10 protein-coding genes are annotated in these 12,402 nt (G+C 67.7%); 8 read left to right on the top strand and 2 right to left on the bottom strand.

Translation table 11 applies throughout. The features are described 5' to 3' along the window. Positions 1-93: 93 nt before the first annotated feature. Positions 94-1,044: an ArsR/SmtB family transcription factor gene (locus ACWGIG_RS00755; RefSeq protein ID WP_453319285.1), complete on the bottom strand. Its 951-nt coding sequence runs from the start codon at positions 1,042-1,044 to the stop codon at positions 94-96. Between the two features lie 226 nt (positions 1,045-1,270). On the opposite strand from ACWGIG_RS00755, the gene ACWGIG_RS00750 reads away from it, so the two are divergent. From ACWGIG_RS00750 to ACWGIG_RS00735, 4 genes are all read left to right on the top strand, one after another. Then, positions 1,271-1,702: a peptidase inhibitor family I36 protein gene (locus ACWGIG_RS00750; protein WP_453319284.1), complete on the top strand. Its 432-nt coding sequence runs from the start codon at positions 1,271-1,273 to the stop codon at positions 1,700-1,702. Positions 1,703-2,019: 317 nt separating this feature from the next. Further along, complete coding sequence (locus tag ACWGIG_RS00745; RefSeq protein WP_453319283.1) at positions 2,020-2,901, top strand: SDR family oxidoreductase; 882 nt, start codon at positions 2,020-2,022, stop codon at positions 2,899-2,901. 98 nt (positions 2,902-2,999) lie between these two features. Next, complete coding sequence (ligD, locus tag ACWGIG_RS00740; RefSeq protein WP_453319355.1) at positions 3,000-3,908, top strand: non-homologous end-joining DNA ligase; 909 nt, start codon at positions 3,000-3,002, stop codon at positions 3,906-3,908. Between the two features lie 419 nt (positions 3,909-4,327). Then, the gene (locus tag ACWGIG_RS00735) at positions 4,328-5,422 is read left to right on the top strand and encodes a carboxylate-amine ligase (protein WP_453319354.1); all 1,095 of its coding nucleotides are present in this window, start codon (positions 4,328-4,330) and stop codon (positions 5,420-5,422) included. Positions 5,423-5,593: 171 nt separating this feature from the next. Here the strand turns inward: ACWGIG_RS00735 and ACWGIG_RS00730 are convergent, their stop codons facing one another. Next, positions 5,594-7,489 (bottom strand): bifunctional metallophosphatase/5'-nucleotidase, encoded by a 1,896-nt coding sequence (locus ACWGIG_RS00730; protein ID WP_453319282.1) that lies wholly within the window; start codon positions 7,487-7,489, stop codon positions 5,594-5,596. A 681-nt stretch (positions 7,490-8,170) separates the two neighbouring features. Here ACWGIG_RS00730 and ACWGIG_RS00725 point away from each other — a divergent pair. From ACWGIG_RS00725 to ACWGIG_RS00710, 4 genes are all read left to right on the top strand, one after another. Beyond that, complete coding sequence (locus tag ACWGIG_RS00725) at positions 8,171-9,064, top strand: ATP-grasp domain-containing protein (RefSeq protein WP_453319281.1); 894 nt, start codon at positions 8,171-8,173, stop codon at positions 9,062-9,064. Positions 9,065-9,495: 431 nt separating this feature from the next. Further along, positions 9,496-10,485 (top strand): LuxR C-terminal-related transcriptional regulator, encoded by a 990-nt coding sequence (locus tag ACWGIG_RS00720; RefSeq protein WP_453319280.1) that lies wholly within the window; start codon positions 9,496-9,498, stop codon positions 10,483-10,485. A 224-nt stretch (positions 10,486-10,709) separates the two neighbouring features. Beyond that, a complete protein-coding gene (locus tag ACWGIG_RS00715) occupies positions 10,710-11,390 on the top strand; it encodes a 2OG-Fe dioxygenase family protein (RefSeq protein ID WP_453319279.1) in 681 nt (226 codons plus the stop codon). 13 nt (positions 11,391-11,403) lie between these two features. Next, positions 11,404-12,402 (top strand): AurF N-oxygenase family protein, encoded by a 999-nt coding sequence (locus ACWGIG_RS00710; protein WP_453319278.1) that lies wholly within the window; start codon positions 11,404-11,406, stop codon positions 12,400-12,402.

The raw sequence follows: 12,402 nt of genomic DNA, 5'->3' as shown, positions 1-12,402 counted from the left end.
TGCCGAGCGAGGCAAATGAGACGACTGGTCGTCGGGGAGGAAGCCGCCTCCACCGGCTGCCGCACGTACCGTCACGGTCGACGACGGTTGTTCCTACGACCGACAGCGGCCGTGGAGGACCTCCGGGCCCATGACCCGAGGCATGGCCCCCCGGGTGCGAAGCGCGGCGCCCAGGGGGGTCAGCGTGTGCCGGACCGACTTCCCGTCCCTCACGGTCCGCACGAGCCCGGCCTCGCGCAGCACGGTGGCGTGCTGGCTGGCGGAGGAGGGGAGCACCCCGGTCCGGCTCGCCAGTTCACCCGTGGTGCCGGGCCGGCTCAGGGCCCCCAGGACAGCGGCCCGGGTGTGACCGAGCAGCGCGGCGAGCGAGCGCGTGTGGTGGCCGGGATCGGTCTGTTCCTCGGGGAGGACGTGTTCGACGGGATGGACGAGAACCGGCGTGCGGTCGTTGTGGAACAGGGTCACGCCGGTGCGGTGACAGAAGAACGACGGGACCAGGAGGATCCCCCGGCCCCCCAGGCGCAGGTCTTGGTGCACCGGATAGTCGACCTCCAGGACGGGGCGCCGCCACCGCATGGCCGGAGGCAACGCAGCGAGCAGTCCTTCGACGCCCTCCCCGGCCATGGCCTCGGCCAGAGTCGCCCGGCTGCGGAGCACCTGCGCCTCGATCCTCCCCCAGTAGGGCTGCACGGCGGCCCGGTGATACGCGTGCGTGACGCGTTCGAGCCGTGCGAGTGCTTCGACGCGTCCGGTGCCGAGCGCGGTGGTCCAGTGGTTCAGCGGCCGGTCGTCGGCCAACTGGGCCATGTCCCGTGCCAGTACCTCCCGGGGGCTGCTCAGCACCTCGTCCAGGGCGGTGGCCAGGGCGGTGTGGGCGGTGGCGGGGGTGAGGAAGTCGGGAAAGTAGCCCTGCCGGGGCACGAGTGCCCCGAGCAGTTCCCACCCCCTCGGCAGCCCGGCCCGTACGGAGCTGCTCCACTGCCGGGTAAGGAGGCTCCCGTCCCTGCGCTGCAGCCGGTGCAGGCTGAGGATGGTCTCCCACATGGGCAGCGGTCCGGGCGCCAGGCGCGTTCTCGCAAGGTCGTCCGCCGTGAAGTGGATCCGCAGCACAGCTCTCCCCCAGGCTTCGGCGGCCTACCACACTAAGTGCGTAACAGCCCTCGTTTCAGGGGGAATTGAAGCCATCCCGCGAGTGCTCCCGCCCCTGTCAACGTGGACGGCACGGAGGCGCCGCGACGGAGCGGCGCTCCCAGAACCACGAGGAGAACGGATGCCCGGAATGAAGCGGACAAGACTCGCACTGGCGGCGGCGGGCAGCGCACTCGCCCTGGCGGGCACGCTGGGTGCGGGGGCGGGACAGGCGAGCGCCGCACCGGTCACGGCCTTGGCATGGGGCGGCTGTGTGTCAGGCGACATCTGCGTCTACTCGGGCCTGAACGGCACCGGTGACGTGTGTGCCTGGGACGGCGACGACAACAACTGGCGGGCCGGCGCGGTTGTGTGCAGCTGGTCCGACAACAAGCGAGTGATGTCGATCTGGAACCGGGGTACCGGTGGCGCGGGCAGCTACCGCCACGTGAAGTTCTACCACTCGGCCGACTACAAGAACTACTACGCGTGCGCCGCCCAGAACTTCCAGGGCAACACCAACGGGACCGCCGGAGCCTGGCTCCAGTCCCACCGCTGGGTGACCAGCTGCTGAACCACCTTGGGCGGGACGCGGGGAGATCCGGGTACCAGCAGATCTCCCCGCGACGACGGTACACAAGCACAGAAGCTCCTGGCGGCACGGGTGATCTTGGTCGAGAACCCGTCCACCAGGAGCTTCACTGTCGTGATCGTAGGGGAGTGGAATATCTCGCCCTGCATGTGTGTGGAGGCGTGGATCGCGGGACACCCGATGCTGCACAGGCATGCGTCCACGCAGTTCGATCAGTGTGAGCGGTGGGCGTTCGCGCCTGCGCCAGGTGCGGCGCAACCTGGAAGCAGAGGGATTCGAGGAAGGAAGGAAAAGCACTGATGGGCGACACCCCGCAGGACCCGACCACCAAGCACCCGCAGCCGGAATTCAGTCAGCAGGACCAGGAGCCGCCGGGCTGGACCGGTCCGATGGACCCGCCCCCCGACCACGGCGAGGACTCCTACCGGGGGAGCGGGCTCCTGCGGAACCGGGTGGCGGTCGTGACCGGCGGCGACTCCGGTATCGGGCGGGCCGTTGCTCTGGCCTACGCACGCGAGGGCGCGGACGTCCTGTTCACCTACCTGCCCGCCGAGGCGGAGGACGCCAAGGAGACGTCCCGCCTCGTCGGGGAGGCGGGACGCCGAGGTCTGGCCGTGCCGTGCGACATCCGGGAAGAGGAACAGTGCCGTCGCCTGGTGGAGCGGGCCGTGGCGGAGTTCGGGCGCATCGATGTACTGGTCAACAACGCGGCGTATCAGATGTCCCGGCCCGAGGGCATCCAGGACATCACCACGGAGCAGTTCGACCGGGTGATGCGCACGAACCTGTACGGCATGTTCTGGCTGTGCAAGATGGCCGTGCCGCACATCCCTTCGGGCGGGTCGATCATCAACACCACGTCGGTGCAGGCGTACAGGCCGAGCCCCCACCTGCTCGACTACGCCATGACCAAGGGCGCCATCGTGACGTTCACCCAGGGTCTCGCGAAGATGCTGGTCGAGAACGGCATCCGGGTCAACGCCGTTGCTCCGGGGCCGGTGTGGACGCCGCTGATCCCGGCGACGCTGCCGGACACCAAGGAGTTCGGCAAACAGGCACCGATGGGCCGGCCTGCTCAGCCCGCGGAGATGGCACCCGCGTATGTGTTCCTGGCTTCGGAGCACGCGAGCTTCATCACCGCGGAGATCATGAACGCCACCGGAGGCACGCCGCTCCCCTGATCCGGCCAGGGGCCAGGGGCCAGGGGCCGGGAGCGGGGGAGCAGGGGCGGCAAGAGCTTCGGTGCGAAGGAGGCGGTGGCGTGAGTCCAGACGTCGAGATGCGGATCGGGCGACGCAAGGTCAACGTCAAGCGGGCTGAGAAGGAGTTGTTTCCGCAGGACGGCATCACGAAGGCCGATCTCGCCGAGCACTACCGGCGTGTGGCCCCTCGGATGCTGCCCGAGCTGCGAGGCAGGCCCCTGATGCTTGAGCGGATGCCGGACGGCATCGAGGGAGAGCGCTTCTATCAGAAGGAGGTCTCCGACTACTTCCCCGACTGGATCCATCGCACCTCGGTGGCCAAGGAGGGTGGCGAAGTGACGCATGTGGTCTGCGACGACACGGCGACCTTGGTCTATCTCGCGGGCCAGGCGTGCATCACCCCGCACCGTTGGCTGAGCCGCGCCGACCGGACGCGCAGTCCCGACCGTCTGGTCTTCGACCTCGACCCGCCAGCCGACGACTTCGAGCCCGTACGCCGAGCGGCGCACCGCCTGCACGAGCTGCTCAAGGAGCTGGACCTTCCGTCGGGCCTGATGACCACAGGCTCGCGAGGCCTGCACGTGGTCGTACCGCTGAGCCGGCGCGACGACGCCGACGACGTGCTGGCGTTCGCCCGCGCCGCTGCGGTCGCGCTGGCCGCGCGGCACGACAAGGAGCTGACGACCGAACCCCGCAAGGAATCCCGCAGGGGGCGCCTGTATCTGGATGTCGCGCGCAACGGTTATGCCCAGACCGTGGTCGCTCCGTTTGCCGTCCGCTCCAGGCCGGGCGCCCCCGTGGCCGTGCCGCTGGCCTGGGGTGAACTGGACGACCCTGAACTGACCGCACGCCGCTGGACGGTGACCGACCTCGGTGACCGTCTGGAGAGGGACTCCTGGGCGGGCCTCGCGCGCCACGGCCGCGGGGTGACCGCAGCGAACCGGCGCCTGCGAAGACTGGCACACAGCGCGGACAGCGTGAAGTGACGGGCAGGGGTCGGCCCGCGGGCGTACCTCGTGGCCGTTCCACACCCCCCGAGCGGCGACAAGTCCATGAGGAGGAGCGCGCTCATCGTCATCGACATGATCAATACGTACGAGCGGTGAAGGTGCGCACAGCGCCGATCCACCTCAAGATGGAGGACCAGCCCTCGTGCTTCGGCCAGGCAGGCACGTCGGCGGGAGCAGAATGGCTGCGGCCCTGTGGGAGACGCTTGCACCGCGTCTCACAGGCAGCTCCTACCCGCCACGGTGCAGGAGCGGCCCCGCATGACCACACGTTCCGGCGAGACCTCCTGAGGTCGCCCACCGGTGGCCCTTGGGCGCACGACGCTTCGCTTACGGAGTGCGACGAGGAGTGTGCACCGACACGGTCGCGCCCGCGGGGAGCAGAGCAGAGGGCAATGATGACAACGATCGGCGTGGAAGAGGAATATCTGCTGATTGACGCTGTTACAGGTCTCCCGGTGGCGCGGGCCGAGAAGGTGCGCCACATGATGGGCGTGGAGAGTCTCACCGCCGATGGCGAGGTACAGCCGGAACTGCTCCAGGCTCAGGTCGAGGTGGCGACCCCGGTGTGCGGCACGCTGGAAGAGGTCGGGGGCCATTTGCTGCGTCTGCGGCATGCTGTCGGGGCAGCCGCGGAGACGCAGGGGTGCCGGTTCGTGGCCTGCGCGACGCCGCCGCTGCGTGACGCGCAGCCCGTGGCGGTCACCGACGGGGCCCGCTACCGGACCTTGCGCGCCCGGGCCCCTCAGCTGGTCGCGGAGCAGTTGATCAACGGCATGCACGTGCACGTCGCCGTGCCCAGCCGCGAGGCCGGTGTGCAGGTCCTGAACCGCATCCGGGCCTGGCTGCCCACCTTGACGGCCATGTCGGCGAACTCCCCGCTGTGGGACGGTCACGACACCGGCTTCGCCAGCTGGCGCACTACGATTTTCAGTCGCTGGCCGGTCACCGGCATACCTCCGTACTTTCTCGGTGAAGACGACTACGACCGCCGTGTCCGGCAACTGCTGGAAAGCGACGTGATCGCGGACTGCGGGCAGCTGTACTGGCAGGCCCGCCTGTCGGAGCGGTACCCCACTGTTGAAATACGGTGTCTGGACGTTCAGCTGCGCGTGGACGACGCGGTCATGCTCGCCGGGGTCACCCGGGCTCTCGTGGAGACCGCTCTGACCGAAGCGACCGCCGGCGCCGATGGCCCGAACTGCGCCCCGGAAATGCTCCAGGCCAGCATGTGGCACGCGGCCAGGCACGGCCTGGGCAGTACCTTGATCGCCCCGAACGGCAGGCGACGCAGTGCCGGCGATGTGCTGAGCCAGCTCCTGCGACATGTGGCTCCGGCGCTTGACGCCTCCGGCGACGCCCGGCAGGTGACCGGCCTGGTCCACCGCCTCCTGCGAGAGGGCACCGGAGCGGACCGCCAGCGAATCGCCTTCGCGGAGGGGGGTCTGGAAGCTGCCGTCGAACTGATTACCCGAGAGAGCGCCACGTCATGAGGTACGCAGGAGCCGCCCGGGCGACCGGGGCCGCCGAGGAGATCTCTCTCGGACGAGGTGATCGACGACGCCTCTCCGAATCCCTGGATGCCGTGCTCGGCGAGAACGTACGCCCGGCCCCGGCCGGGACAGGGGTGATCTGCGGCCGGTTCCTGAGGGACACACTCCAGCTCACGCACGTCGTGGCGTACAGCAGGATGCGCGCACCGGCTCGGGAGGGTCGGTGACCCTGCTGACGTTCGGGTTCTTGGTGCGCAGTTCTGTGTTCTTCACCGTCACCCGGTCAAGTGCCGACGGGGTGAGGAGCGTCTGTTCCCGTACGAACGCGATGAAACTCTCGTAGTCACGCTGATAGCGGTAGGGCTTGCGGTAGTCGGTGAGTGCCGGGTAGCCGTCCATGCCGAGAATCGTGCCGGAGGCGGCAGCGAGTCGGTACTTCCGGTGGAGTCGCAGCGGTACACCGTCGATCCGCACGTCGGCAGGGTCAACGCGATCGCCTACGGGGCGGGACGCGTCGAAGGAATATCGAACGTTGGCGGAGACGGCCAGGGGGGCGAACCGGAGTGTGCCGTACGGGTCGGTGGACCATTGCTGTTCGAGAGCGTCGTGGATGTGCCGGCCCGTCACGGTGACGGACACCGTGGGCTGGCCGATCCCGATCGTCTGCCATGCGCTGCCGAACGTCACCTCGCCGTCGGCGTCCGGCACGAGGTCGTGCCGGACGACGGACCGGCCGGAAAGGGGGGCGAGGGGGACGAGGGCGAGCTGGGCGGGGAGGTGCCGGTGGATGTTCGAGTCGTCGTGCGGGGGAGCGGGTCTCTGCGCTGCCCACAGGGCCCAGTCCGCGGCGAGATCACCCATGGTGCTCTGACCGGCAGTGTTGCGGGTGCGGGTGAACGGACCGTTCTGTCGGCCGATGCGGCTGAACTGACGTGCGGCGGCCTCTTCGGCCCAGTAGTCGGTGATGGCCTTGAGTTCGGGGTGCGGGGTGACGTCGCGGACGTTGGGGTGGTTGGTGGAGACGGTGAGTTCACGGATCACCCTGCCGGTACGGGGGTCGAGGTGCAGGTTGATCTCGTTGATGACCTGGCCGTGGAACCCTGCCTCGACGAAGGGTCTGGGCACGCCGTCCGGGTCGGGCAGCATCATGTTGAACCGGGTGTGCCAGTGTCCGCAGACGATGGCGTCGATGTCGGGCGAGACCTTGAGGGCGAGATCGTGGGCGGGCCCTGTCGGGTTGCTGCCGCTGTTGAAGTCGTCTCCGGCGAAGGCCCCGTCGTGCACACTGAGCACGATCGCGCCCACGCCGTGCCGCTTGAGCTTCTTTGCGCAGCGGTGGGCGGTGGTGAGCAGGTCGAGGGTCTTCAGCCCGGGGTGGAACGAGTTGTCCATCGACTCCATGCCGGCGACGGTGAGGTGAATGAACCCGATCGGGATCCGCTGCCCGGCCGGGCCCGCTGCCCATTCGATGTGGTACGGGGGCAGCACGGGCCGTCCGCTGCGGGCGTGTACCACGTTGGCGCTGTAGTAGCGGAAGTCCATGCCGTGATACCGGTTTCCGGTGGAGTCACGGAACCCTGTGTCGCGACCGATGACCGGGTAGGCGTGACCGTCCTGTATGTGCCGCATCAGCTGGGACGGCGACTTGTCGAACTCGTGGTTCCCGGCGGTGGCGAAGTCGAGGCCGAGCTTGTTGAGCGCCTCGATGGTCGGTTCGTCGGAGAAGGCTGCGGCGTCGAACTCCCAGCCGGAGAAGAGGTCACCGGTCCCGAAGAAGAACGAGTTGCGCTGTCCGCCCCGCAGCCGCTCCAGGTGGGTGCCCATGGCGGCGACACCGCCGACCACGTACATCTCGCCGCCGTTTCCCCAGATGACGGAGTCGCCGCCCGTGGGCCCCTGCAAGTACCCGTGCAGATCGCAGATGTTGAGGAGCTGCACGGGTACGTACTCGTCGGCGGTCGGCGTGTCGCGGGCCGCTGCGGAGGCGTAGGCGGGAACCCCCAGCGCGGTGCCGGTGCCGAGGGCTCCCACCGCGGTGAGGAAGGTCCGCCGGCTGCGTCGGCTCACCACGCGCCACGGCCGCGGAGGCAGGATGCCGAGTGGCGCAGGACTCCTCGAAGGCGGTCCCGGGCGGCGACGGGGCGCGACACCCCGTGCGGCAATCGGGCAGGCGGCTTACGCCAGGCAGGCCCTGGGGGCGTGGGCGGTGAGAAAGGCGCGCACGTATGGGCCGACCTGGTGACGGGGAAAGCACTCTGCTCTTCCCGTGCGTCGGCCGTCGTCTGCTGCAATGGGATTCCTTCGTAGACCTCGCGTGCTTCCGTGCGGGAGGGCGACGGAGAGTGCGGAGCAGGGCGGGGGCGGGGCGACTCCTGCCCGAGGGCGTCGGTATCGGCAGTCCGGAAGACAGCAGCCGAGCCGGCCTTCCGTCCTTGAGCGGGTTCAGCAACCCCGCTTCAAACCCCGGGAGAAGTCCCGGCGGATCGGCAGAGTACAGCAGCAGGAACACGCCTGCATGCGTACTCCGGGCGCCGATGTGCTGGTGCCGCCCGCCCTCACCACCGCGACAGCGTCCCGGGCCCGAGCGGCACCGTGCCGGAATGCCGAGGAGCCCTTGGGGGCGCGCCCCGTCTCGTGTCGTCCGTCGACGAAACCGCCGTCGTGGGCACTCCTCCGAGGGGCTGGCGGGCAGCAGCCGTCCGTGACAGCATTCCGCCGTCGGTCGGCCACCCGAGTGAGGAGTCCACCGTGGCATTCGGCCCCCGCATCGCGCTCGTCACCTGCCAGGCTGTACTGGAGGATCCCGACTGGGACCGTGATCTGCCGGTCGTCATGGAAGCGGTGGAGAGCCGTGGGGCGCAGCCCGTGGTCGTGCGCTGGGACGACACGGACGTGGACTGGGCGGCTTGGGACCTTGTGGTGATTCGGTCGGCCTGGGACTACTTCTCCAGGGTCGAGGAGTTCTTGGCATGGGCGGAAAAGTGTGCGGCCGTCACCACGCTGGCCAATCCCGTGGATGTGGTGCGGTGGAATGTGGACAAGCGTTACCTCGAAGACCTTTCCCGGGCGGGAGTCCCGGTCGTCGACACCCGCTATTTCGCTCCGGGCAGTGTGGTCGACCTGCCGGGCGAGGGGGAGTACGTCGTCAAGCCGTCCGTCGGCGCCGGGGCTCGGTTCGCCGCACGCTACCCGGCCGAAGGACATGAGACGGCGGCGCGACAGGTGGCCCGGATGCACGCCGAGGGGATGACCGCGATGGTGCAGCCGTACATGCGCAGCATCGACGTGAAGGGAGAACGGGCGCTGCACTTCTCAGGCGGACGTTTCCTCCACGCCGATGTCAAGAGTGCCGTTCTCACGCCCGGTGTTCCTTACGACGAGAAGAAGATTCCACATCCCCGGCTTCAGCCCTGGGCGGCGACTTCGGCCGAATTGGCTGTTGCCACAAGCGCGTTGGCAGCCGTGCCGGGTGGTGCCGAACTCCTTTACGGGCGCGTCGATCTCGTCGACGGTGACGACGGCGGGCCGCGGGTGCTGGAGTTGGAGCTTGTCGAACCACATTTGTTCCTCTACCTGCATCTGGCCTCTTTGCCCATTTTCGCCGCGGAGATGGTCAAGGCGGCGGTGCGCGGCGCCCGGTGACGGTTTCTCCCGTGACAACGTTCCAGTGATGGGGCCCGGGTGGTGTCCGCTGCCCCGGGAGCGGGGCGGCCGTCGCCCTCCCCTCCCGCGGGGCAGGGCCACGACGGCTGGAATCAAGCCAATCATGCAGTTCCCGCCCTCCGAAGACGAAGACGTGTGATCAGGAGATCTGGCAGTGCGGTGTGGTCTCCGTGTGAACGGCGAGATACGGACAGCATGAAGGTGATCTTCTGCTCTTTCCACTCCGTGGTGCTATCACAGTCACAAGGTTTGGCGGCCTTTGAATTTGATCTTGCCGCGTCACAGCGCTTCGACGAACATGCGCGAGCCGACCCTTCCGGCTTGTTTTCAGGGAATAAGAGGGTGGCTTCGTCCGGTACTCCACGATGCCGTTGGCATGGTGGAGTAATCCCCCCGCGGAGGAGTCTTCGTTGCTGGAGCCATTTGGGATCGGCCATGATGCAGAGGAACTCTACTTCACGATTATCAGACGCCCGGGAGTGGGCGTTCAGGAGGTGGCCAAGCAGCTTGACTGGCACGAATCAAAAGTGATGCAGCAAGTAAAAGAGCTTGCCGATCTATCACTGCTCTGGCCTTCCCGGATGGGCTCGGGAGAGCTGCATCCGGTCGAACCGGAAATTGGTCTGGAAGCACTGATCGCACGTGAGAACGCAGCACTGGCGGCACGCGCGCAAGTGCTGCAGGAGTGCAAGGTGGCTGTCAGGGAAATTACCGTCGAATACTCCGGACGCTGTGGGCCCGCCCTGCTGGATGTCGAACAGGTCAACGGAACGGGAAAAATACACGATCGATTGGTCCGCATTTCCCGTGAGGCGAAGAACCGGATAATGGCTTTCACGCCGAACGGTCCGCTGATTCCCGAATCGGCCGATGTCGACAGGGGGCTCGGTGAGGAGATAATGCTCCGTGGTGTCCACATTCAGTCGGTCCAACTCGACAGCATGCGCAACAACAGGGCCAGGACGTCGCAGATGCAGCGGCTGCTGGACAAGGGGATAGAAATCAGAACCGTTCCGGTGCTGTCGCTCAGGGGCGTCATCGTCGACGGCGGGAAGGCCCTCCTCTTCCAGCAGGCGAACGAAGGAGGTGAGGACGTCGCCGTCGTGCTGTCCGGTTCCTCGGTAGTCGAGTCGATCGCACCCGTATTTGAACAGGTCTGGCTCTCGGCCGCACCGTTCGGCCCCCACGGCCAAGGGTTCGACAGAGAGATCACGGACACGGAGGAAGTCCTTCTCCAGTTGCTTCAGGAGGGCTGCACGGATGCGCAGGTGGCACGGAGGCTCGCGGTCTCCACCCGCACCGTGGGCAGGATCATCGCCGACCTCATGACACAACTGGGGGCCACGAGCCGCTTCCAGGCCGGAGTGCTCGCCCGCCGCCGGGGCTGGCTCGGCCCCTGAGCAAGCTGAGTCCGCCGGACCGCCCGGGCCGCAGGCCGGCCTGAAAGTCCGTGACCGCATCAGGCACCCATGGAACTGTCCTGCATCAGCCAGGCAGGATCCGGACATGCCTCGCCCCTTGTCCGACGGCGTCGACGCGGCGAATTATTTCCCTCGGGATACAACTCGTCCGCGAATCCGAGAATCCGATGAGGCTGGCGTGTGAAGGCGGGGTGGTGTAAAGGGTGTTGAATAAACGAGGCTATCAACTTATCACTGTCGGGAATACGTCCGATGCTGTCCGCAAGGAGTTCCAGACTCTGCCCCTCGATCAGTACTGTGAAGGAAAGTTCCGGTATCGACGGTTCTCGCAGTACCGTATGGGGCACGCGTCCGGATGGCAGCCGGAACTCCTCCCGCACCGGCCCTTCTGTCAAGCGACGCAGTTCAACGGTGTGACGGGCGGGCTGCTCAGGGAGTACGAACCGCTGCGGATCGACCCGTCCTTCCTGCTGCGTACGGGCGCCGAGGCGATTCCTCTCGACGAGGCCCTCGTGTGGCAGGCCGACGTCCACCAGTGGCGAGTGGTCGCGGACGACGACACACGCGGTGTCTCGGTGCCGGAGGGACCTCACCAGGACGGGCACACCTACAGCATGATCGCGGTCGTCGACCGCCGGAACATCAGCGGCGGCGAGACCCAGCTCATGACGCTCGACAGTGACGAACCGTTCCTCAGTCTGACCCTCTGCGCGGGTGAGGCGATCGTGCTGGACGACCGGGCGATGCGGCACTACGCCACCGACATCAGCCCGCCCGCCGGTCAGGAGGGACACCGCGACCTGTTCCTGCTCGCCTTCAACTCCTGGCCCCAGCGCAGGTACGGCGAGGCGTACGAGCACGCTGTGCTGAACGGCACCTGGTGAGCGGCGGGGGAGCATGACGGACCTGCCACAGCCCCCTGCGGACGGCCCAGTCGTCCCGGAACTCCCCGACCACGACCGCGACGACCCGATGGAGAGCGCCGTCATCAGCCGACTGGCGTCGAACTGGACGCGCCGGGCCTCGGTGAAGAAGGCGGAGCCGGACCTGGACGACCTGTTCGAGCAGCGGCGCCCGGACTACCCCGAGCACCTTCTGCCGTTCCGCGACCATCCCACCTATCTCGCGCTGGACGACGCCGTCGTGAGAAGGCTGCTCGCCTGGGCCTGGGTGGCGTTCAACAAGAACGTGATGGACAACGAACAACGGGTGGTCAATCCGGGGTTCTCCCTCATTCTCCGCGGGACGTTCGACGCGGGCCTCGACGAGTCCGTGGCACAGGCCGTCACCCAGGCCATGGTGGACGAGCAGTACCACACCCTGATGCATCTCAACGCCAGTGCGGTCACCCGCCGTTGCAGGGGGTGGCGGATGCCCGACACCGCGCTGCCGCTGGCGAAGAAGGCACGCAGGCACGAGGAGCGCCTGGCCCGGGCGCAGCACCGTTGGCAACGGGAGCTGATCACGCTGGCGTTCACCACCGTCTCGGAGATGTCCATCAACGCCTACCTCGACCTCATGGCCCAGGACGACGACGTACAGCCGGTCAACCGGGTCACGGCCGAGCTGCACAATCGCGACGAGTACTGCCATTCGTCCATCTCCAAGGAGATAGCCGTTGCGGTGTACAGGAAGCTCGGCCCCGAGCATCAGGCGTTCTTCGCCGAGGCCCTCGGTGACGGACTCGCCGCCTTCGGCGCCAACGACTTCACCACCTGGCGCCGCATCGTCGAGCTGTTGGGCGTCGAAGGCGGCGAGGCGATGATGCGCGATGTCGAGAACGAGCCGGGCCGCACCCTCCTGGTCCAGGACTACAGCGGCCTCCACCACCTGTGCGCGGAAATCGGCGTGCTGGACGAAGTGTCCTTCGACTGGCAGTCCGTGACCGTCCGATGA

The sequence above is a fragment of the Streptomyces sp. NPDC054863 genome (assembly GCF_053610825.1).
This window is presented reverse-complemented; position numbering and strand designations above follow the sequence as displayed.

Bases quoted from the DNA above. Each gene is read 5' to 3' on its own strand.
- ACWGIG_RS00745 (WP_453319283.1), top strand. From the start codon at position 2,020: ATGGGCGACACCCCGCAGGACCCGACCACCAAGCACCCGCAGCCGGAA.
- ACWGIG_RS00750 (WP_453319284.1), top strand. From the start codon at position 1,271: ATGCCCGGAATGAAGCGGACAAGACTCGCACTGGCGGCGGCGGGCAGC.
- ACWGIG_RS00735 (WP_453319354.1), top strand. From the start codon at position 4,328: ATGACAACGATCGGCGTGGAAGAGGAATATCTGCTGATTGACGCTGTT.
- ACWGIG_RS00755 (WP_453319285.1), bottom strand. From the start codon at position 1,044: ATGTGGGAGACCATCCTCAGCCTGCACCGGCTGCAGCGCAGGGACGGG.
- ligD (WP_453319355.1), top strand. From the start codon at position 3,000: ATGCGGATCGGGCGACGCAAGGTCAACGTCAAGCGGGCTGAGAAGGAG.
- ACWGIG_RS00710 (WP_453319278.1), top strand. From the start codon at position 11,404: ATGACGGACCTGCCACAGCCCCCTGCGGACGGCCCAGTCGTCCCGGAA.